This window comes from Halorubrum lipolyticum DSM 21995, assembly GCF_000337375.1.
Taxonomy (GTDB): Archaea; Halobacteriota; Halobacteria; order Halobacteriales; family Haloferacaceae; genus Halorubrum; species Halorubrum lipolyticum.
Map to the genome: position 1 here is coordinate 27,459 of NZ_AOJG01000034.1, position 21,203 is coordinate 48,661.

Sequence of the window (21,203 nt, forward strand, 5' to 3'; positions counted from 1 at the left end):
CGGTCTCCACCACGCGGTGGGACCGAGACCGGAATTTATAAGATCGACGGCGAGCGCGGAGCGCCCCGGTCAGTGGCTCAGCGCCCACGGGTAGCCGCCGTCGCGGCCGCCGCCGCTTCCGCGCCCGTCGCCGTGGGCGTGAGCGTGACCGTCGCCGTGGCCGTGGCCGTCGCCGTGAGCGTGGCCGTGACCGTCGCCCCCGGAGTGACCGGTCCCGCGGTGACCGTCGCCGTCGGCGCCGGATCCGTCGATCGGCTTCGCGTCCAGCGTCTCGTCGACGCGCAACACGAGCCCCGCGGTCCGGACCGCGGTCTCGAGACAGCGCGCGGGGACCGCGACCGGTTCGACGACGCCCGCGTCGAACATGTCGCGGACCGCGCCGGAGCGGGCGACGCCGGCCGCCGTCTCCCCGTCGTGGTGGCGGTTGCGGAGCGCGACCAGCGCGTCGATCGGGTCCGCGCCGGCGTTCCTCGCGAGGGCCCGCGGGATCACCGTCACCGCCTCCGCGAACGCGTCGAGCGCGAGCGCCGAGCGGTCGTCGACGCTCGACGCGCGGTCGGCCACGGCGCGGAAGACGGCCGTCATGCCGGCGCCGCCGCCCGGAACGACGCCGCCCCCGCTGGCGGCGTGGCGCGCGACCGCGAGGCAGTCCTCGACGATCCGTTTGGTCTCCTCGGCGACGTGCGGCGTTCCGCCGCGCAGGAGCAGCGACTCGTGCGACTCGCCCGGGAGCCCCGAGAGCTCGACCACGGTGCCGCCGCCGACCGATCGACGGCGAACCGATCCGGCCCTTCCGAGCTCGTCGCGCTCGAGGTCGGCGACCGCGGTCACCGGGGTCGCGTCCGCGGCGCGGGCGATCGCGTCGAACTCGTCGCGCCTCGTTCGCTCGACCGGGAGCACGCCGGCGCGCGCGAGCTCGGTCTTCGCCGCGTCGTTGATCGACTTCTGACACACGAGCACGTCGACGTCGCGGTCCGCGATCGACCGGACCAGCTCGCTCTCGGCCGCCCGTTCGTGCTCCCTGACGGCCGCGAGGTCGTCGGGACTCCGGACCGTCACGGTCCCCGACGCCTCGGCGGTGGGAGTCGTCACCTCGCCGTCGACGAGCGCGACGGTCGGGTCCGCGAGCGTTCGGCGGCCGTCGGTCCCGAACCCGTCGACCGTCGTCGACGACCCGTCGAGGTCGACGAGGATCCCGGTCACCCGCTCGGAGTCGGCCAGCTCGCCGCCGGGGTACGCGTGAAGCGTGAGCCGGGCGGCGTCGAAATCGACCGAGCGCAGCGCGTCGACGGTGATGTCGGCGAACCGCCGGGCCGACGCCGCGTCCCAGCGCCCGGTGACCGCCGTCGACGCGACCTCGCGGACCCGCTCGTCGCCCGGATCGACCGGCACGGTGAGTTCGTCGAGCGCGTCGCGGGCGTGCGACATCGCGCTGGCGTACCCGTCCACGACCGAGGTCGGGTGGAGCCCCCGCTCGACGAGCCCGTCGGCCGCGTCGAGGAGTTCGCCGACGAGCAGCGCCGTCGTGGTGGTCCCGTCGCCGACGTGCCGCGCGTGCGTCCGGATCGCGTCCCGGATCACGCGACCGATCGGAGCGTCGATCTCCAGTCCGTCGAGGACGGTCGCGCCGGTGTTCGTCACGACGACGCTTCCGCTCCGGTCGATCACCATCTTGTCCAGCCCGTTGGGGCCGAGCGTGCCCCGGAGCGTCGCCGCGATCGCCCTCCCCGGTCCGAGAAGATCGTCGGCTCCTCGTTCGGTACTCGATTCCTCGGTCGCTTCGGTCGTGAATGCCATATGGTATCGTGTCGCGTCGATCGCAGCGCGGCGCGCCTCTCGGAATCGATCTCGACGGGTCGGTCGGCCCGATCGGTCACCCGAGCGGGTCGTCGGTGACGACGAGGTCGCCGCGGTCGGCCCGGTTGTCCAGGTTTCCGGGGGAGATGTCGAACTCGAAGACGCCCTTCGGGACCGCCAGCGTCGAGCACGCGTTCGGCACGTCGACGACGCCGCTCTGGCGCCCCTCCGCGGGGACGGTCCCGAGGATGTGAAGCGCCTGTTGGCCGGTGTAGCCGAACTTCTTGAGGTAGTCGATCGCCTGCAGACACGCCCGGCGGTAGGCGGTGTGCGAGTCGATGTAACGCTGCTCGCCGTCCTCGGTCACGGAGTAGCCGCAGAACGTGATGTAGTCCTCGAAGTTGGGGCCGCGGTGTCCGGGCTCGAAGATCGGGTGGTCGACGCCGTGCTCCTCCATGCCGTTCTTGATCAGGTCGAACTCCACGTCCGCGTAGCCCGCCATCTCGATCGCGCCGCAGAAGGTGATCTCGCCGTCGCCCTGCGAGGCGTGGAAGTCGCCGAGCGCGAAGTTCGCCCCCTCGACGTAGACGGGGAAGTACACCGTCGAGCCGATGGAGAGGTCCTTGATGTCGTGGTTCCCGCCGTGCTCGCGCGGCGGGACGGTTCTGGCGGCCTCCTCGGCGGCCTCCTCCGCCTCGTCCGGATCCATCTCGCCCATCTGCGCGCCCTCCGTGGTCGGCGGGTTCGCGACGCCCGGCTCCGCCTCCCCGGTCGGGTGGTTCGGGATCGAGCTCGGGTCTTCCGCGTGTTTGTCGATCAGCTCCTGTTCCCGCTCGTTCCACTCCTCCAACAGCTCTTGGCTCGGCGCGCACCCCGCGAGCCCGGGGTGGATCTTCCCCTCGTACCGAACGTCGGGGACGTGCCGAGAGGAGACCGTGTACCCGTCGATCTCCCAGATCGACTTCGCGGCGTCGGGGAAGTGGTCGGTGAGGAACCCGCCCCCGTTCTGCTGGGAGAAGGTCCCGGTGAAGCCGAACTCGGACCGGTCGTTCAGCGGCCCCATGTCGTGGAACTCGACTTTCAACAGGTCGCCGGGCTCCGCTCCCTCGACGCGAACGGGACCGGCGAGGTAGTGGACCTGCGTGAGGTCCACGTCTCTGACCTCGTTCGGGTCGTCGTTGTCCGTGATCTGTCCGCCGGTCCAGTCCAACGCTTCGAGCCGGATCGTCTCGCCGGGCTCCGCCTCCACGACGGCCGGAATGTCCGGGTGCCACCGGTTGAACGGCTTGGCCGTCGGCTGCTCGTCCGGCGGACTGTCGACGTCGACCTCGAATTTCACTTCTGGCATATGGTACCACGGAACAATACAAAGAACTGAAACAAGAGTGTTGCTGAAACAATAAGTATTTTGAGACAACATGAGCGCAGACGGGGTTCGACCCCGTTCGACGGCGTCGAGGCGAGCGGTCGGTGCGCACACGTCGCACAACCGAATCCCTTTGAGGGACGGCGACGAAGGAGCGACGATGACAAAGCGACACGTCTCCCTGCCCGACGGTGCGGAGGCCGGGGTCCGAGGGTTTATCGACGAGGTGGACGAGCGCCTCTCCTCGGCGGAGGACACCTGCGAGGTCGTCCGAGACACGCTGATCGATCTCCACGGCGACCGCGAGCGCTGGGAGGCGTGGCAGGACGGCGAGTCGGTGTCGAAGGCCGAGCGGGTCCGGCTGCAGGGGTACGACCCGTGCAACGCCACGCTGGAGTCGGAGTACTACGCCGAGAAGGACGAGGAGAAGTTCCAGCGCTCCAAACACCTCCAGTGGCTCTGGCGCCAGTTCGACGCCACGCCGATGGCCGACAACGTCGAGTTCGCGCTCCGGTTCCGACAGATGCTCGGCAACCACCTGTTCGCCGAGTGCGGCGACGACTGCCGCTTTTTTAAGGGAATCTCCGTCACCTACGGCCACAACATCGAGATCGGTGACAACGTCGTGATCCACGACGGCGTCCATCTCGACGACCGCGGGAAGCTGACGATCGGCGACCGCGCGTCGGTCTCGGACGGCGTCCACCTCTACAGCCACGACCACGACCTCGTCGACCAGACCGAGGTCCGGAACTTCCACACGGTCGTCGAGGACGACGCCCGCGTCACCTACGACGCCATGGTCCGCGCCGGCTGCCGGATCGGCGAGAACAGCGTCGTCGGCGCGCGCTCCGTTGTTCAGGGCGACGTACCCGACCACCACGTCGTCGTCGGCTCCCCCGCCCGGAGCGTCCGCGTGAAGCCGGGGTGGGAGGAGGCCGCCGACGAGCTGGAGGACGGTCGGCTCCCCGACAACCAGGACGAACGCGAGATCGAGTACGAGCTCCCGGACGACCTCGACCAGTTCGACGAGTTCCAGCGCGACCTGCGGCCGCCGAGCCCGCCGCGGTGAGCCGGGCGCGGTTTCGGCGTCGGCGCTCCGGTCAGAGACCCATTCTTAAGTCCCGGTCGCACCCACGTCCGGTATGCACGTCGACCTCGGCAACGCCCTGGAGACGACACCGGGACTCACGGAGGAGACCCTGGAACGACTCGACTCGCGCGTCGCGGACGCGCACGACCGGATCGCCGCCGGCATGGCCGACGACGAGTTCGGCTACGCCGCCCTGAACCTGCCGGAGACGGCCGACCCGGCGGCGATCCGCGACGCGACCGACCGGTTCGAGCGCCCCGAGGCGGTCCTGACGGTCGGTATCGGCGGGAGCGCGCTCGGCGCGGCGACGATCTCGAACGCCCTCGAGAGCGAGGTGGACGCGTACTTCCTCGACAACGTCGACCCCGACGCGGTCGACGCGCTCCTCGACGACCTCCCGCTGGACGAGACCGTCGTCAACGTCGTCTCGAAGTCCGGGACGACCGCCGAGACGCTCGCGAACTTCCTCGTCGTCCGCGAGGCGATGGAAGAGGCGGGCGTCGACTGGACCGAGCGCACCCTCGTCACGACCGGCGAGGAGGGGAACCTCCGCGCGCTCGCCGACGCCCACGACCTCCCCGCGCTCGACGTGCCGGACGGGGTACCCGGGCGCTTCTCCGCGCTCTCGACGGTCGGGCTCGCGGTGCCGGCCCTGCAGGGCCACGACGTCGAGGCCGTCCTCGCGGGCGGCCGCGACGGGATGGAAGACCTGTCGGGCTCGCTGTTCGAGTCGCCCGCGTACGCCTACGGCGCGGCGACGTACGCGCTCGCGGAGCGCGGCGCGCTCACCAACGCCGTGATGCCCTACGCGGAGTCGCTGGAGACGTTCGCCGAGTGGTTCGCCCAGCTGTGGGCCGAGAGTCTCGGGAAGGACGGGCTCGGGCAGACCCCCGCGCGGGCGCTCGGCGCGACCGACCAGCACTCCCAACTCCAACTGTACCGCGCCGGCCCGCCGGACAAGCTCGTCTCGCTGATCCGGCCGACGGAGCGCGCCGAGACCGAAATTCCGGAGACCGACCTCGACGGGCTGGCGTACCTCGGCGGTTCGTCGCTCGGTGACCTGCTCGACGCCGAGTTCGAGGCGACCGAGGCGAGCCTCGCGGCCGCCGACGTGCCGAACCTGCGCGTCGAGATCGACCGCGTCGACGAGCGCGGCCTCGGCGAGCTGCTGTACGCGATGGAGGCCGCCTGCGTGCTGTACGGCGAGCTCGCGAGCGTCTCGACGTTCACGCAGCCCGCGGTCGAGTGGGGGAAGAAGGCGGCTCGGGGGCTGCTCGGCGGCGGCGACTTCCCGGAGGCCGACGCCGTGGCCGACAAGCGCGAACTGCGGATCGACGGATCCTAGCCGCGACCGGTCGATCCGATTCCCGGGCCGCGAGCTTCCGGAGCGACTAACACGCCGTGCGCCCAACGACCGTCGATGACAGACGACCTCCCGGTCTCGCTGCCGGTCGATCGACTGGTCCACGCCGCCAGCGCCGTGTTCGCGCTCGTTTTCGCCCTCGTCGTCTCCAGCCTGATCGCCCAGCTGGCCACCTCGGCCGCGGTCGGCGTCGGCGTCGTCGCGCCCGACACGAACGCGTTCGCGATCCTCCAGTTCGTCGCCAGCTTCGTCGGCTTCCTCCCGGCCGTGGTCGGCTACCTCTTGATCACCGACCAACGGGATCTGGTTTCGGCCTCGATCCCGTCGCTCCGCGAACTCGGGCTCATCGTGGGGTCCGCGATCGTCCTCTACGGGCTCCAGATCGGACTCCTCCTCACGCTCCGCGAGTTCGGATTCCGGACCGGAGAGAACCCGGCGACGATGGCCGCCGGCGACCCGGTGGTCTACTACGCCGCGATGATCGCCGTCTCGCTGTTCGTCGTGGGGCCGGCCGAAGAGCTGCTGCTCCGCGGCGTCGTCCAAGGTGGGCTCCGGCGCTCGTTCGACGCCGCACCGGCGATCCTCATCGCGGCCCTCATGTTCGGAATACTCCACGGGAGCGTCGAGGGGACCGCCGTCGAACAGGCCGCGTACATGGGCGTGACGGTGATCCTCGGTGCGATCCTCGGCGTCCTCTACGAGAAAACCGAGAACGTGCTGGTTCCGGGGTTCGCGCACGGGCTGTACAACGCGATCATCTTCGCAGGGCTCCTGTGGGGCGTACTGTGACCGCTCGCTGAGCGGGGCGGAGTTCACCCGGACTAATACGGCTCCTTCCCCCACCGCCGGTCGTCGTAGGTCGCCTGCTGGTCGCTGTCGAAGCGCTCCTCGAACTTCCGGCGGAGCGCCGCCTTCTCCGTCGCCGAGATCCGCGCCAGCTCGTCGGCCTTCCCGACCGCCTCCGGCGGCCCGCGCGTGGTCGCCACGTCGGCGAGGACCTGCCGGGTGAGCCGCTCGCGGACCCCTTCGTCGCGGGCGAACGCGTACGGCGCCTCCAGCTTGTAGGTCACGTCGGTCCGGGGGTCGTACACGACCATGAACGCCGGTTCGTACAGCTCCGGGTCGAGTTCGCGCTCGATCCCGAGCGCGTCGCCGTCGGCGGCCATCGTCGCGTCGGCGCCGCCCCGACTCCGGAACCACGTGGTGAAGGTGAGCTCGTCGTCGACGCGGTCGCCTCGACCGCCGCGGGCGTCGCCTTCGCCGGCGAAGGCGCCTCCCCCGCCGCCCTCGCGCCGTTCGAGGAGCCGGGTGAAAAGCGCCGTGTCGTCGGGCCACGGCGGCTCGACGCCCTTCCGGGCCAGCGCGCGGACGACCGTCCCGCTGGAGGGGTTCTTCACGAAGCCGGCCAGCGGCACGTCGCGCTCGACGAACCGCTCGACGAGCCGGACGTACTTCTCGACGACGGCGCGGGGCTTCGCCTCGCGGGCGAGCGCGCCGAGCTCGGGGTTGCGGTCGTCCCACGTGAACAGCTCCTTCGGGTAGATCGGGCCGTCCAACACGAGCAGGTCGTCGACCTCGTCGGCGTGGTCGAGCGCGTGGGTCCCCTCGGCGAGGTATAAGGCGAGCGCGTGGACGACCCCCTCGGCGTACCGGTTCACTCGGGGGGCGTGGAGCACGCGCTGGCGGGTGTGGCCGTCGTCGCGCTCGCGCCACTCGTCGTCGAAATCAGCGGTCGAGTCGCCGGCGTGGACGGTCGCGACGATCGTCCGGTCGCGGTGGAGGTCCAGGTCCGTCGGCGCGCTCGCCATCGCGGCGTGAGCCACGTCGACGACGAGTCCGTTTTTAAATGTTGTCGGGTTGATCGTGCCGGAGTCGAGCCCGTGAACGGTCTCGAACGGGCGGTCGGTGAGGGCGGCGTCGTCGATGGGGGCCCGCCGGCGCTCGTGCGCGTCGACGGGCTCGATCACGACTCGCCCGTCGCGGCGGAGCTCGGGGAGCCACTCGCGCCACACCCCCTCCGCGAGGTCGTCGTGATCGGTCGTGTCCACGTCGCCCGCGATGCCGTACGCGAGCCGCGCGATGTTCTCGACGTGGATCGGATCGAGCGTCACGCCCGTACCGCGGTTCGGAGGGATATAAAACGCGTCGGCTCGGGAGGGCGTCGAGCGCTACTCCTCCCCGCCGTCCTCACTGCCGCGTTCGGCCACGATTTTGCTCTGCAGTCGGTCGAGTCCGAGCGTGAGGAGAAAGAAGCTGCCGCCGACGTACAGGAGCGACTGCGGCTCGGCGACGAGCCGGCTGATCAGGCCGTTCCCGTAGCCGATCACGGTGCTCAGATACCCCAGTACCGACGCGGTCCATCCGAGCCCGGTGAGCCCGGTGAGCTGGTCGAGTAGGTCCGTGTCCGACTCGCGTATCGCCTTCGGAATTACGGCGGTTATCATCACCTTAACCCGAGTACTCCGCGATGGTATATAAGATATTTTCACAATATTGAGAATGTACTTTTTCTGTGACTGTACGGCTTTCACCGATGTCCGGCTCGCGACCGCGGCCGGCTTGTCGTTCCGTAGGAGGCCGTCTTCGCTCGTTTCGAGCCGTCTTCGTCCCGTTACGGAGCTATTACCGGGAGATCGACGCGATTGCGCGCGGCTCTCCGTTGCGGAACCGCTCATCTGACGGTAGCGGGCCGCTCGAGCGACGATCAACAGTATCAGGGGTAATATTCGGAGGGGATATTCTTTTAAATGGTGCGACAAGGTTCGATCATGACCGAATCAGCGACCGGGTCGGCGATAGACGCGTCCGGGCCGTCCGGAGTGGCGCACACGCTCCGCGAGATCGTCCGGTACATTCCGGACGGGACGACGATGCCGGAGGAGATGTGGCGGCCGCGCCACCGGAACATCCTGATCGCGATCGCGGTGCAGGTCCCGTTTCTGATCGCGCTGGGACTGTACAGCGGGACCGAGTCGATCACCGGCGCGGAGATCCCCGTGACGCCGATGTGGATGCTCGGCGGGTTCGGCGCCGTCATCCTCGGCACCGCGGCGCTAGCGAACGTGTCCCGGCTCGGTCGCCGCCAGCGGACGGTGCTCGCGGCGTTCAGCGCGATGACGGTGTCGATGGCGCTGGTGAAGTTCTCCGGCGGCTACATCGAGGCGCACCTCCACTTCTTCGTGTTCATCGCCGTCCTCGCCCTGTACGAGGACTGGCTGCCGTTCGCCGTCGGCATGCTGTACGTCGCGATCGGTCACGGCGCGTTCAGCCTCGTCGACTCCAGTCTCGTCTACAACCACCCGGCCGCGATCGCCAATCCGATCGTCTGGGGCGGGATCCACGCGGCGTTCATCACGGCGCTGGCGCTGGCGCTGATGGTCAACTGGTACTCCATCGAGAAGTCGCGCGAGGAGGCGCAGCGCCAGCTCGACCTCGTCGCCGAGCAGAAGGCCGAGATCCAGGACGTCGAGGAGGCGAAGGCGGAGGTCGAGCAGCGCCGCGAGGAGGTCGAGTGGCTGAACCAGCACCTCGAGACGACCGCCGACGACTACAGCGCGACGATGGACCGCGCGGCCGACGGCGACCTCACGGTCCGGTTGGACGCCGACAGCGAGAGCGAGGCGATGGAACAGATCGGCGCCGCGTTCAACGAGATGATGGACGACATCGAGGCGACAATGCGGGACGTGCAGTCGTTCGCCGGCGAGGTGTCCGCGGGGAGCGAGAAGACGGTCGCGGGCGTGGACACGGCCGAGGCGCGCAGCGAGGACGTGAGCCGGTCGATCGCCGAGATCGCCGAGGGCGCCGACGACCAGCGCGAGATGCTCGAACAGGTCTCCGGCGAGATGAACAACCTCTCGGCGACGATCGAGGAGGTCGCCTCCTCGACGGAGACCGTCGCGGACGCGGCCCAGGAGACCGCCTCGATCGCCGACGAGGGACAGGACACCGCGGGCGAGGCGATCGACAGCGTCCGGGAGTCGAAGGACGCGATCGGCGCGACGGCGGAGAAGGTCCGCGTCCTCGACGAGCGGATGGCGGACATCGGCGAGATCGTCGACCTCATCGGCGACATCGCCGAGCAGACGAACCTGCTCGCCCTCAACGCCAACATCGAGGCGGCACGGGCCGGCAGCGGCGGCGGCGGGAGCGACGGGTTCGCGGTCGTCGCCGACGAGGTGAAACAGCTGGCCGAGGAGACCCAGGACGCGGCCGGGGAGATCGAGGAGCTCATCGCCGGCACGCAGGCGCAGACGCGGGCGGCGGTCGAGGAGGTCCGGACCGCCGAAGAGCACATGGAGGAGGGCGCCGACGCCGTCGGCGACGCCGCCGACGCGTTCGCCGAAGTGGCGGCCAACGCGGGCGAGACCGACGACGGGATCCGCGAGATCAGCAAGGCGACCGACGATCAGGCCGCCAGCACCGAGGAGACCGTGTCGATGGTCGAGGAGGTCGCGGGGATCAGCCGGTCGACCGCCGGCGAGGCGGACGAGGTCAGCGACGCGGCCGACGAGCAGCTCGCCGCGATGTCGCAGGCGACCGCCGAGGCGGGCTCGCTCGCTGAGCAGGCCGAGCGGCTCCGGGCGCTGCTCCGGAACTTCGAGGTCGGTGAGCGGTCGCCCGACGACCCGTCGGCGGCGGGGGCGCGCAACGTCGCCGTGGGCGACGGCGGACGGGTGAACTGACGGACGACCGCGAACCGACCGCGTTTCTTTTTAAATAGCGACGACGGCTTCGAACACCGAGAGCGCGCGCTTCACCTGCGCGCCGTCCTCGACGAACACGAGCGTCCGCGGCGGTCGGACCGCCTTCGGCCTGACGCGGAGCCCCGCGTCGCCGGCGGCGTCCGCGGCGATCTCGGGGCGGTCTGGCGCGTCGTCCGTCCCGTCCCACCCCGACTCGGCGACGAACTCGAGCCGGAGCCGGTCCGGCTGGACGAAGGCCTCGGCGACGGGGTCGTCTCCGTTTCCGTGGCCGCCGCGGACCACCCGATACGCGAGCGCGCCGTCCGGGGTCGGCTCGACGTCGGGGTCGGCGTCGGTCAGCGCGAGGTCTCGCAGGCGCCCCTCGTCGCCGGTGATCTCGGAGGCGAGGAGCTGGCCGATCCGAAGCCCGTCGGTCAGGCGCTCGGCGACCATCACTCGGCCTCCGCGGCGCCGGTCGCCGCGTCGTCCCCGCCTCCCTCACCGGTCGCGTCGCCGGCGGCGGCCAGCTTCTCGCGAACGTCGGCGGCGAGGTGGTCGACGGCGGCGCCGTGCTCCTTCGCGACGAGGACCGCGGCCGCCTCGATGCTGATAGCGAGCGCGCGCTGGCGCTCGTTGATCGCGGCGACGGCGCGCTGCTTCTCGACGCCGGCGGCGACGATCGCGTCGAGCGCGGTCTCGAAGGTGGACTGCTCGCGGAGGATCGAGTCGTCGGGGACGAACCCCTCGGGGACGGTCACGTCTGCCGGGTCGAACCGGGCGACGAGGTCGCCGTCCTCCTCGGCCACCAGTCCGCGGCCGACCGCGACGTCGACGAGCCGCTTCGCCTGATCGGGGGAGAACCAGTCCCGATCGAGCGACAGCGCGACGACGAACTCCCCCTCGCCCAACCGCTCCGTCGCCCGCTGTTTGAAGGGCACGGCGACGGCGACCTCGAGGCTCATGTGCGAATCGGGGGGCGTCGACGGCGGTAAACCTACCGGACCGCGAGTCGCCCCCCGTGACCGTCTCGACTTCGGCTCGCGGCCGGCAACCGTTATGCCGCGCCGGCGTGATGGCGTACGCATGGAGACCCGCCCGCTCGGCGACACCGGCCACGACAGCACCGTCGCGACGTTCGGCGCGATCGCGCTCAACTGGCTCGAACAGGAGGGAGCGAACCAGCTGGTCGAACACGTCCTCGACTACGGCGTCAACCACTTCGACGTGGCGCCGGAGTACGGCGACGCGGAGCTGAAGCTCGGTCCGAAGCTCCGCCAGCACCGCGAGGAGATCTTCCTCGGCTGTAAGACGCAGGAGCGGACCTACGAGGGCGCGTGGCGCAAGCTCGACCGATCGCTGAATCGCCTCGGCGTCGACACAATCGACCTGTATCAGGTCCACGGGCTCGAGTACGAGGAGGAGTTGGACGCGATCACGGACGACGACGGCGCGCTCGCGGCCTTCCGCGAGGCCAAAGAGGAGGGGCTGATCGACCACGTCGGCCTGACGAGCCACGGCGACCCGGGCCTCATCCTCGACGCGCTCGACCGCATCGACGACCTCGAGTCGGTGATGTTCCCGCTGAACCCCGTCGTCGCCGGCAAGGACGACGACGAGTACGACTACGAGGCGGTCCTCGCTCGCGCCGACGAGCGGAACGTCGGCACGCTGGGGATCAAGGCGTTCGCCGGCGGCACGTGGCCGCCGACCGACGAGCTCCCAGAGGCGGACCGGCCGTTCGCGAACTGGTATCGGCCGGTCACCGCGCCAGACGAGATCAGCGAGCGGTTCGACTTCGCCGCCGCACAGGGGCTCACCAGCGTCGTCAGCGCCGGCGACCCGAAGCTCGTCACCATGATCCTCGAGGCCGCCGCCGACTACGACGGGATGGACGAGGCCGCCCAGCGGTCGCTGATCGAACGGGTGCGCCACGACGACAGCCCGGTTCCCGAACAGCTCCATCACTGAGCGAGACCCATGGACGTTCCGCGCACGGTCGCGACCGCGCTCGCCGATCGGCCGGTCGCCGGGAAGCGCTGTCTGGAGGCCGGGGCGGGCGCCGGGAACGCGACCGCCGGACTGCTCGCGAACGGCGCCGCCCGGGTGTACGCCGTGACGAACGACCGGGACCACGCGCGGACGACGCGCCGGCGCGTCGGTGACGAGGGCAACAGGAGTAGCGACGGCGACGGAAACGACGAGGGCGGCGACGACCACGCCGACCGACTGGCGGTGCTGGAGGCGGACCTCCGGGCAGTCCCGCTGCCCGACGACGCCGTCGACGTGATCACCGCGCACGGGCTCTGTAACGTCCTCGATCCCGCGTCGCTGTCGGCGGTCGCCGAGGAGCTCTCGCGGGTCGCCGCCCCCGGCGCGCACCTCGTCGTCGACGACTACGACCCGGTGCCCGACGGCGCCGCGATCGGGGAGCTGTTCGCCGTCGAGAACGCCGCGTCGGAGCTGAGCCGCGGCCGCCCGGCGCTCACCTTCTACCCGGCGGCGTTCCTGCGGCGGTTCTTCGCGGGCCACGGCTGGGAGTTCGAGCGGGAGCGGACGCTGTTAGAGCCGGTGCCATGGACCGAGAGCCACGTCGCCGCACACGCCGACCAGGCGGTCGACGCGGCCAAGGAGGGCCCCGGTGAAACGGGCGACGCGCTGGCGGCGGCCGCCCGCCGGCTCGAGAGCGAGATCGGGTCGGAATCGGTCGGCCGGATGTACGGGCTCGCGTTCCGGCTGCCGGACTGACGGTCTCGAAAAAGGCGGCGCTGGTGAAACCGGCCGGCGCCGAGAGCGGCCCCGCCCGGAACGCAGAGCGTGTCGTCAGCGGAGGGAGTCACGCCGAGCCAGTTTGCCAGCCGATGAATCTCTCGAATCCGTACGTGAATCCGAGGAAGACGACGACGAACACGAACCACCGGAAGACGTCGAACGTGCCCGTGAAGGCGAGGACGTTGAAGATGTACGATAGCGACGCTCCGACGAACGCGGCGACGTAGAGGTTGCGCCGGGTGTTCATGACGAACGGTCGACAGCGCGTGAATTAGTTCTTTGCCCGGCCGCGCCGTCCCAGAGGCATCCGATCGAGGTCCGCCGCCGTCGGTCGCTCAGTCGTCGTCGGTCGCGGGCGCGTCGCCGGCCGTCGTCGATGCGGGCGCCACGGCCGCGTCGGTCGGCGTCGCGTTCAGCGAGTAGCCGGTCGCGGCCATGACGAACAGCACGAGCGGCGACAGGAACGCGAACAGGTAGTACGGCGCGTACTCCAGCGTCGGGACCCCGGTGACGCCCGCCATGTAGACGGCGCCCGCGTGCCACGGGAACAGCGCGCCGGTCGGGGTCCCGGCGGCCTCGACCGCGCGGGAGAGCTGGTCGGTGTCCATCCCGAACTCCTCGTAGGTGTTCCGGAGCGTGACGCTCGGGAGGACGATGCTCATGTACTGCTGGGCGGTGAGCGCGTTGATGGCGATCGCCGAGACGCCGGTCCCGGCGACGAGCGCGCCAGGGCTCTTCACGGACGAAGTGAACGCGTGCGCGATCACCGCGAGGACCCCCGTACGCTCCAGAATCCCTCCGAGCGCGAGCGCGGCGACGACGACCGTGATCGTCCACGCGGAGCCGGTGAGCCCGCCCGTAGCGAGCAGTTCGTTCACCAGGTCGGAGCCCGACTCCGGCGCGGTGCCGTACATGAACGTCTCCCACGCGGCAACGAAGCCCGCGCCCTGCACGAGGAGCGTCGTGAGGACGCCGGCGAACACGCCGGCGACGAGGGTCGGGAGCGCGGCGTAGCCGCGCAGTGCCAGCCCGAAGGTGACGACGAGCGGAATAAAGGCGAGCAGCGTGATCGCGTACGTCTCGGTCAGGCCGCCCTGGATCTCCGCGATCCGGCCCGCCGGGATCTCGCCGCTCGCGCGGAGCCCGAGCGCGAGGAAGCCGAACACCGCGATCCCGAAGGCGATCGCGGTGCCGGTCCGCATCCGGCGGATGTGCGCGTACAGGTCGGTGTTGGTGACCCCGGCCGCGAGGTTCGTGGTGTCGGAGAGCGGCGACTGCTTGTCGCCCGCGTACGCGCCGGAGAGGACGGCCCCGACCGTCATCGGGGCGGGAACGCCGAGCCCCGCGCCGATGCCGACGAAGGCCACGCCGAGCGTTCCGACGGTGGTCCACGACGAGCCGATCGCGAACGCGACGACGGCGGCGACGACCGCGGCCGCCGGCAGGAACGTCGTCGGCGAGAGGATCTCCAGCCCGTAGTACATCAGCCCGGGGATCGTGCCGGCGCTGACCCACGTCGCGATCAGCCCGTAGATGGTGAAGATGATTAAAAGCGCCTGCAGCCCCATCACGAGCCCGTTGGCGATGCCGTCGAACAGCTCCTCCCAGTCGTAGCCGAGCCAGAGGCCGAAGCCGCCGACGAAGGCGATACCCCAGAGGAGCGGCGGGTGCGGGTCTAAGCCGAGGACGGCCGAGCCGATACCGAGGAACGCCACGACGGCGAGGACCGGGACCAGCGCCGCCGCCAGCGTCGGGCGACGGTCCGGGTCGAGGTCCTCGTACGTCGTGGGCGTGAACGAGCGTGCCATGACCACGTGTATTCCCTTGAAGCATAAATATAGCTCGAAATATGCACGAGAAAGATAACGATCGTTCATCGGCGTCCGCGGCCGACGGGGTCGTCGGGCGTCGTTCGTCGTCGGCGACCGGCGCCTCCGACCGTGTGCCGCCGTGTCGCGGGGGTCACCGAACGGACGGTCTTATACGGGTCGGCGGCCAAGTCGGGGCAACATGATATTTGAGGGCCTCCCGACGACTCCCCGCTCGGAGGAGCTCGTCGACAAGGCGTTCTCGCGGGCGGCGCGCGCGGGGCGCGCCAAACACGGACACGAGGCGCAGGAGTCGATGCTGCGGACCGCCGGCAACGTGCTCTCGGACAACCTGGAGAACGTCGTCGTCTCGTGGCCCGACTTCGGCTTCGACGTTGAGCCGTTCTACTACGAGCTCGCGGACGCCATCGTCGACGTCGACCGCCTCCGGCAGGCGCTCTCGCAGGTGATGTGGGCCAGCCGCCAGATCGAGGACCTCCGCGACGAGTACACGACGAAGGTCCGGAACTCGGACGTGGACACCGCGCGGAAACACCGCAAGCAGGCGTTCGCGCGCATGGCCGACGTGATGGACCAGATCGAAGACGACCTGCGGTACATCGGCGACTCGCGCGACCAGCTGAAGGTGCTCCCGGACGTGAAACCCGACGAGCCCGCCATCGTGATCGCCGGCTACCCCAACGTCGGCAAGTCGTCGTTCGTCAACCGGGTCACCCGCGCCTCGAACCAGATCGCGGAGTACCCGTTCACCACGAAGGGCGTCCAGATCGGCCACTTCGAGCGCGACCGCGTCCGGTACCAGATCGTCGACACGCCCGGCCTGCTCGACCGACCCGCAGACGAGCGCAACGACATCGAGCGGCAGGCGGTCAGCGCCCTCGAACACCTCGCGGACGTGGTCGTGTTCGTGCTCGACCCCTCCGGCGACTGCGGCTACCCCCTCGACGTGCAGCTCGAGCTCCGCGAGGAGGTCCGCGAGCTGTTCGGCGAGGCCGTCCCGTTCCTCACCGTGGCGAACAAACACGACCGCTTCGAGGCGGTCAAGGCGGAGTCCGTCGACGCGACGATGAGCGTCACCGAGGACGAGAACGTCGAGGACGTGCTCGACATGGCCGTCGAGGCGGCCGCGTTCGAACCCGACCTCCCGACGCGCGACGGCGGCGAGTGAGCGGTCGCTTATAAGCGATTCGTGGCTATTTATAAACGGCGAGCGCCGCTCAGACCTGTTCGGCGGCGTAGACGACGTTGACGCTGACCTGCACGCTCACGTCACCGGTCTCGACGCCGGTGGCGGCGCCCGCGTCCGCGCCGTCGCTCTCGGCGGCCATGGCCGCGTCCGACACGCGGTACGGCGTCACGCCCGCGTTGGCGGTGGAGACGCTGTAGGCGCCGGCCAGCTCCAGCCCGCTGGAATTCGCGAGCACGGTCGCGTCGTCCTCGGCGTTCGCCATCGCGTTCTCGATGGCGATCTCGCGGACCTCGCGCTCGCGCTCCTCGCTCAGTCCGAACTCGATCCGCTGGACCTCGTCGGCGCCGGCGTCGACCGCGACGTCGATGACCTCGCCGACCGCGTCCACGTCGTCGAACGAGATCGCGTAGCGGTGAACGCCTTGGTACTCCGTCCGCTCGGGGTCGTCGCGCGTCTCGTAGGACTCCCGCACGTCGTACTGTTCGGTCCGGATGTCGTCCTCGTCGAGCCCCCACTCGGTGAGCGCGGCTTCGAGGTCGTCGCCGCCGGCGGCGAGCTCGTCGCGGACGGCCGCGGAGTCGTTGCCGGTGGCGGTCACCGCGACGCTGATGGTCGCGCGGTCCGGCTCGGCCGTGGCTTCGCCCTCCGCAGTCACCTCGATGTTCCTGTCGAGCGCCGACTCGTCGCCCGCGTCGACGCCGGTGCTTCCGGTCGAGCCCGCGAGCCCGGAACAGCCCGCGAGCCCGACGAGCAGCGCGACGCCGACGGCGGTTACCAGTTTCCTGTTCATACCCGCCCCGTCGACCGGAACCGTCAAATAAGTCGCCGAAAGGACAAAGAGCCGTTTGCGCTATCGGACGCCGGCGAACCCGATCGCGGCGGTCAGGCGGAGCCGGGCTCGTCTCTGTCCGGGGCGTCATCGTCCGGCGCGTCGCCGTCCGCCTCCTCGCCGCCGTCTTCTCCGTCCGAGTCGTCCGAGTCGCCTGAGTCCTCGTCCGAGTCGTCCGATCCCTTCGAGTCGTCCGATTCCTCCGAATCGTCGTGATCCGTTATCACCGCCGGTTCCGGCGGGCGGTCGTCGTCGGGCTCTGAGCCGCCCTCCTCGCGCTCGTCGGGGTCGTCGGGGTCGTCGAGGTCGTCCGCTCCCCCGTCGGGGTCGTCGTGGTCCGCGATAACCGTCTGATCCGCGTCCTCGGCGTCGATTTCGCCGTCGTCCCCGTTTCCGTCTCCCGACGCGAGCGCATCGGAATCTGCTCCTCCGTCGCCCCGCTCGCCGCCGGCGCCGATCGCCGCCCCGCTCGACGCGTCCGGGTCGCGCTCGACGCCGCCGTCCGGCGGGCCGGACACGCGCCGACCGGAGCCGAAGAGCCGCTCGCGGAGCGTACGCCGGCTGGGGCGCTCGGCGAGCAGCAGCGAGCAGTCCACGTCGTGGATCACGTCGAGGTGTAGCGAGTCCGAGACGAGCCGCGAGAGCAGCCCCTTCTCCGTCGCGCCGATGATGACGAGGGTGTTGTCCGCGGCCTCGCGAGCGATGGCGCCCTCGACGTCACCGGTGTCGTCGACGATCCGCTCGGCGTCAGAGAGCCCGTGATCCGCGGCCCACGCGGTGAGGAACCCCTCGCCCTCGGCGCGTCCCTCGGGGTCGTCGACGACGTGGAGCAGGCTCACCTCGGCGCCCGCGGTCCGGGAGAGGACGCTCGCGACCTCGGCGCCCAGCGCCGAGTCCGGACCGCCGGAGGTCGGCAGCAGGATCCGAGAGGTGTCGAGGTCGCTTTCGCTCAGGATGAGGAAATCGCAGGGGAGCTGGTTGGTGAGCTCGTCGATCGGCCGCTCGGCGCGGGCGGCGTTCCACAGCTGGTCGTCGCCCCACCCCATCAACACGGCGTCGGGGCGGGTCCGACGGGCCATGTTGAACACCTCCTCGAAGGAGCGGTGCGAGATCACCGTCGAGGTAGAGACGTCGACGTCGTACTCCTCGGCGGTCTCGCGGAGCCCGGCCATGCCCTCCTCGGAGACGTCGGCGATCCGGCCCGCGCCCGCCGCCAGCGACATCCGTTCGGGCGCCTGCACGACGTGGACGATGTGGACGAGCCCGTCCTCGTGGTCGCTGGCGAGCCGGCTCGCGAGCTCGACGATCGGACCGTCGGTCCGCGGGTTCGTGATGGGGACCATGATCCGGTAGCCCTCGTTGGCGAACAGCGTCGCCTCCGTGGCGTCCAGGATCGGGACGTACGAGCGCCCGGCGGCGCGACCGAGCACCCACTCCGGCACCGTGAGCCGGCGGGTCATCCCCTCGAAGCGCGCCTCCTCCAGGCGCTCCTCGCTGGTCTGGAAGTAGTTCACCAGCGTGACCAGGACCACCCCGCCGATGGTGTTCCCGAGCAGCACCGGGACCACGAAGCCGACGATCCCGGTGTAGAGGCTGATCTCCGCGCCGTACAGCGGGATGTTGTACTCGAAGAACAGGTAGAGAACTTCGGTGAAGGAGACGACGACGTGGAACAGGTCGCCGAGCGGGATCGCGAGGAACGCGAGGTAGACGACGAGCATCCGGCTCACGGAGTCCGTGGAGGCGAAGCCGACCCAGACGACCCCGGCGACGATCAGCCCCGCCATCGCGGCCTTGAAGAACAGCGGGACGAAGCCGACGGCGAAGCCGCCCTCGGAGATGTACCGCGCCGCGTCGACGGTGTCGCCCGTGAAGACGCCGCCGTACGAGAGGACGAGCGCACCGATCCCGCCGCCGACGAAGTTGCCTGCGAGCACGATGCTCCAGTGGCGCAGGAGCGTGGGAAAGCTCGCGAGCCGTTCTAAGGTCAGCGCGACCGGCGGCAGGGTGTTCTCGGTGTACAGCTGGTAGCCGCCGATGATGATGTAGATGAACCCGAGCGGGTACAGCATGACGCTCAAGATCGGATGGGAGTCGGTCGCGGCCGTCAGCGAGGCGTACAGCATGAAGGTGATCGTGATCGCCAGCCCCGCCGCGAGCCCGCTGAAGAAGAGCTCTCGGCTCCCGGAGGTCACCTCCTCGTCCGCGGCGGCGATAATCCGCTGGAACACCTCGTCGGACGAGAAGCGGTCCCGGACGGCCTCGCCGACCGCCGGGGCGCCGCTGCGGGAGCGCTCGACGACCTCGCGCATCGAATCGTCGTCGGGTCGCGTTGAATCGGTCACTGCCGGATCACTGAGGGCGGAGTTAAAAAGTAATTCCTCTTTCGGCGTGCGGCGAAGAAACCCCAGCTTCGCCGATTCTATCCGGAATCGGTGAGCTGTTTTCCGACGGAAGTCCAATTTTCGGAACGGTCGTTTCGTTCCGTCTGCGTAGCGCCCCCCGCCGCTCGGAGATGGTGACGAATCAGCGCGTGACCGGACTCACGCGCGCTCGACGGTCACGATGCGGACTTCGATCCGAACGTCGCTCCCGATCGTCGCCTCGACCCGCCCGTCGAGGGCGTCGGCGAGTCCCGTCAGATCGCTGCCCGGCGGCGCGCCGACGATCACGGACACCCGTTCGGTTTCGAGCGGGGGAACGGTCCCGGTCCGCTCGATATCCAGCTCCAGCAGTTCCACGTTCGAGTCGAGCGCGGCCAGTTCGTCGCCGACGGCGGTTCTGATGTCCGCCTCGGCCGTCGAAACGGCGTACGACTCGTAGGTGACGCCGCCGAGGAACACCGAGAGCACCGCGATGGCGACCGCGAGCACGGCCGCCCGCTTCAGGAACGCCGCGCGCGCGTCGTCCTCGCGGAACCAGCGCTGCGGGCGGTACCCCTCGTACCACAGCACGACCAGCGCGGAGAGGTTGATCGAGAGGACGTTCACCGCGACGATCACGCCCGCACCGAGCACGAGCCGCGGGATCTGGAACGCGATCCCGATCCCGACGGCGGCCGCGGGCGGGATGAGCGCCACCGCGATCATCACGCCGACCAGCGTCGCGGAGACGCCCGTCATCAGCGAGACGATGCCGGCGACGCCCGCGCCGATCGCCACGACGAGCACTAAGACGTTCGGCGCGAGCCGCTCGGAGACCTCCGCCAGCTCCAGCGGGTCGAGCCCCGGCGGGACGAGCGCGAGCCACCGCAACGCGAGCGCGAACAGCGTCGCGGCCGCGACCGCGACCGCGACGCCGAGAATCTGCATCCGGACGCCCCGCCGGAACATTTCCTCGTCGTCGACGACGGTGCCGACCGCGGCCGACATCGCCGGCCCGATGAGCGGCGCGATCACCATCGAGCCGACCACGGTCGCGGGCGAGTCGAGCAGGAGTCCCGCCGTGGCTATCACCGCCGAGATGACCGTCATCAGCACGTACGTCCCGAGCCCGGAGGCGAGGCTGTCGGCCTTCGCCTGGAGCTCCTCCCGGGAGATCCGGTCGCCTCCCCGCTCGGCGTCCTCCTCGTACTCGTCTTCGAGCGCCTCGAACCGGCGGGAGATGACCGTCTCGGCCGCGACGATGACGGTGTAGGTGCTCTCGTCGATCCCCGCCTCCCGGAGCCGTTCGAGCACGGGCTCGACGGCGGCGGTCGGGAGCGGGAACATCGCGACCGCGGTGTACTCGCGGCCGCTCGTCTCGTCGGTGACGACGTAGTCGATCCCCTCGTCGTCGAGCGCGCGGATCACCGCCGCGCGCTTCCCCGCCGGAATCATGACCTGAACGAGTCGCACGCTCGGTCGTCTCGCCGGCGGGACTTATAAGAGGCGGTGGCCGCGGGCGACGGCCGCGAACGGCGGCCGCGGCGGGGGAGCCACGCGATCGCGGCGACCGATCCGGAGGGCGAGACCGCCGCCCGGCCCGCGTGAAACGGAACTTTAATGCGCGAATCCCTCGCACGTCCAGACAAGAATGCTCTCGCCGCTGTTCATCGACACGTTCCTGCTCGATTACCACCTCGGGCACGTCATACTGCTCGGGTTCGTCGTCTCGCTGTTGGCGGCCGTACCCCTGAAGTCCCAGAAGGTGATCGCGTCCGTCTTCGCCGGCTTCGGGACGATCTTCCTGGTCGCCCCGTACACGACGATGCCGCAGACGTACGTCCTCGCGGGCATTCCGCTGATCCTGATCGGCGCGCTGCTGTGGACGATGGCCGGCAGCTGACGCGAGCGCGCCCCGAC

At 70.1% G+C, this 21,203-nt stretch carries 19 protein-coding genes; 8 read left to right on the forward strand and 11 right to left on the reverse strand.

Going from position 1 to position 21,203, the window contains the following annotated elements; translation table 11 throughout:
• Nucleotides 1-69: 69 nt before the first annotated feature.
• A complete protein-coding gene (locus tag C469_RS12535) occupies nucleotides 70-1,797 on the reverse strand; it encodes a TCP-1/cpn60 chaperonin family protein (RefSeq protein ID WP_008007122.1) in 1,728 nt (575 codons plus the stop codon).
• Nucleotides 1,798-1,873: 76 nt separating this feature from the next.
• On the reverse strand, nucleotides 1,874-3,145 hold the full coding sequence (gene fmdA, locus C469_RS12540; RefSeq protein ID WP_049911412.1) for a formamidase: 1,272 nt from the start codon (nucleotides 3,143-3,145) through the stop codon (nucleotides 1,874-1,876).
• A 178-nt stretch (nucleotides 3,146-3,323) separates the two neighbouring features.
• On the opposite strand from fmdA, the gene C469_RS12545 reads away from it, so the two are divergent.
• The 3 genes from C469_RS12545 (at nucleotide 3,324) to C469_RS12555 (ending at nucleotide 6,408) form a co-directional block, all read left to right on the forward strand.
• Nucleotides 3,324-4,235, forward strand: coding sequence for an acyltransferase (locus tag C469_RS12545; RefSeq protein WP_008007126.1), 912 nt, complete (start codon nucleotides 3,324-3,326; stop codon nucleotides 4,233-4,235).
• Between the two features lie 73 nt (nucleotides 4,236-4,308).
• Nucleotides 4,309-5,601, forward strand: a complete 1,293-nt coding sequence (locus tag C469_RS12550) for a hypothetical protein (RefSeq protein ID WP_008007127.1) — start codon at nucleotides 4,309-4,311, stop codon at nucleotides 5,599-5,601.
• 75 nt (nucleotides 5,602-5,676) lie between these two features.
• Nucleotides 5,677-6,408, forward strand: coding sequence for a CPBP family intramembrane glutamic endopeptidase (locus tag C469_RS12555; RefSeq protein WP_008007130.1), 732 nt, complete (start codon nucleotides 5,677-5,679; stop codon nucleotides 6,406-6,408).
• A gap of 32 nt (nucleotides 6,409-6,440) precedes the next feature.
• On the opposite strand, the gene C469_RS12560 is transcribed toward C469_RS12555, so the two are convergent.
• Both C469_RS12560 and C469_RS12565 read right to left on the reverse strand, forming a co-directional pair.
• Entirely contained in the window at nucleotides 6,441-7,730 is a 1,290-nt protein-coding gene (locus C469_RS12560) for a DNA double-strand break repair nuclease NurA (protein WP_008007133.1), read from the reverse strand.
• 57 nt (nucleotides 7,731-7,787) lie between these two features.
• Nucleotides 7,788-8,063 (reverse strand): hypothetical protein, encoded by a 276-nt coding sequence (locus C469_RS12565; RefSeq protein ID WP_008007135.1) that lies wholly within the window; start codon nucleotides 8,061-8,063, stop codon nucleotides 7,788-7,790.
• Nucleotides 8,064-8,387: 324 nt separating this feature from the next.
• Between C469_RS12565 and C469_RS12570 the strand changes: the two genes are divergently transcribed.
• The gene (locus tag C469_RS12570; RefSeq protein ID WP_008007138.1) at nucleotides 8,388-10,304 is read left to right on the forward strand and encodes a methyl-accepting chemotaxis protein; all 1,917 of its coding nucleotides are present in this window, start codon (nucleotides 8,388-8,390) and stop codon (nucleotides 10,302-10,304) included.
• 30 nt (nucleotides 10,305-10,334) lie between these two features.
• Here C469_RS12570 and C469_RS12575 read toward each other — a convergent pair whose 3' ends face one another.
• Together C469_RS12575 and C469_RS12580 are read right to left on the reverse strand one after the other, a co-directional pair.
• Nucleotides 10,335-10,757 (reverse strand): hypothetical protein, encoded by a 423-nt coding sequence (locus C469_RS12575; RefSeq protein ID WP_008007140.1) that lies wholly within the window; start codon nucleotides 10,755-10,757, stop codon nucleotides 10,335-10,337.
• Nucleotides 10,757-11,266 carry a DUF2240 family protein gene (locus C469_RS12580; RefSeq protein WP_008007141.1) on the reverse strand — a complete coding sequence of 170 codons (510 nt, stop codon included), beginning with the start codon at nucleotides 11,264-11,266 and terminating at the stop codon, nucleotides 10,757-10,759. Before C469_RS12580 ends, C469_RS12575 begins: the two co-directional genes overlap by 1 nt.
• Nucleotides 11,267-11,387: 121 nt before the next feature.
• Here C469_RS12580 and C469_RS12585 point away from each other — a divergent pair, with 121 nt between their 5' ends.
• Both C469_RS12585 and C469_RS12590 read left to right on the forward strand, forming a co-directional pair.
• The gene (locus tag C469_RS12585) at nucleotides 11,388-12,272 is read left to right on the forward strand and encodes an aldo/keto reductase (protein WP_008007144.1); all 885 of its coding nucleotides are present in this window, start codon (nucleotides 11,388-11,390) and stop codon (nucleotides 12,270-12,272) included.
• A gap of 9 nt (nucleotides 12,273-12,281) precedes the next feature.
• The gene (locus C469_RS12590; RefSeq protein ID WP_008007146.1) at nucleotides 12,282-13,049 is read left to right on the forward strand and encodes a class I SAM-dependent methyltransferase; all 768 of its coding nucleotides are present in this window, start codon (nucleotides 12,282-12,284) and stop codon (nucleotides 13,047-13,049) included.
• 88 nt (nucleotides 13,050-13,137) lie between these two features.
• On the opposite strand, the gene C469_RS12595 is transcribed toward C469_RS12590, so the two are convergent.
• Both C469_RS12595 and arcD read right to left on the reverse strand, forming a co-directional pair.
• Complete coding sequence (locus C469_RS12595; RefSeq protein WP_008007148.1) at nucleotides 13,138-13,320, reverse strand: hypothetical protein; 183 nt, start codon at nucleotides 13,318-13,320, stop codon at nucleotides 13,138-13,140.
• An 88-nt stretch (nucleotides 13,321-13,408) separates the two neighbouring features.
• Nucleotides 13,409-14,881, reverse strand: a complete 1,473-nt coding sequence (arcD, locus tag C469_RS12600) for an arginine/ornithine antiporter ArcD (protein WP_008007150.1) — start codon at nucleotides 14,879-14,881, stop codon at nucleotides 13,409-13,411.
• Nucleotides 14,882-15,083: 202 nt separating this feature from the next.
• On the opposite strand from arcD, the gene C469_RS12605 reads away from it, so the two are divergent.
• On the forward strand, nucleotides 15,084-16,070 hold the full coding sequence (locus tag C469_RS12605; RefSeq protein ID WP_008007152.1) for an NOG1 family protein: 987 nt from the start codon (nucleotides 15,084-15,086) through the stop codon (nucleotides 16,068-16,070).
• Nucleotides 16,071-16,119: 49 nt separating this feature from the next.
• On the opposite strand, the gene C469_RS12610 is transcribed toward C469_RS12605, so the two are convergent.
• From C469_RS12610 to C469_RS12620, 3 genes are all read right to left on the reverse strand, one after another.
• A complete protein-coding gene (locus tag C469_RS12610; protein WP_008007154.1) occupies nucleotides 16,120-16,881 on the reverse strand; it encodes an SIMPL domain-containing protein in 762 nt (253 codons plus the stop codon).
• A 92-nt stretch (nucleotides 16,882-16,973) separates the two neighbouring features.
• A complete protein-coding gene (locus C469_RS12615; RefSeq protein ID WP_241430025.1) occupies nucleotides 16,974-19,265 on the reverse strand; it encodes a formate/nitrite transporter family protein in 2,292 nt (763 codons plus the stop codon).
• A gap of 198 nt (nucleotides 19,266-19,463) precedes the next feature.
• A complete protein-coding gene (locus tag C469_RS12620) occupies nucleotides 19,464-20,738 on the reverse strand; it encodes a TIGR00341 family protein (protein ID WP_049911417.1) in 1,275 nt (424 codons plus the stop codon).
• A 196-nt stretch (nucleotides 20,739-20,934) separates the two neighbouring features.
• Between C469_RS12620 and C469_RS12625 the strand changes: the two genes are divergently transcribed.
• A complete protein-coding gene (locus C469_RS12625) occupies nucleotides 20,935-21,186 on the forward strand; it encodes a hypothetical protein (protein ID WP_049911413.1) in 252 nt (83 codons plus the stop codon).
• Nucleotides 21,187-21,203 lie beyond the last annotated feature (17 nt).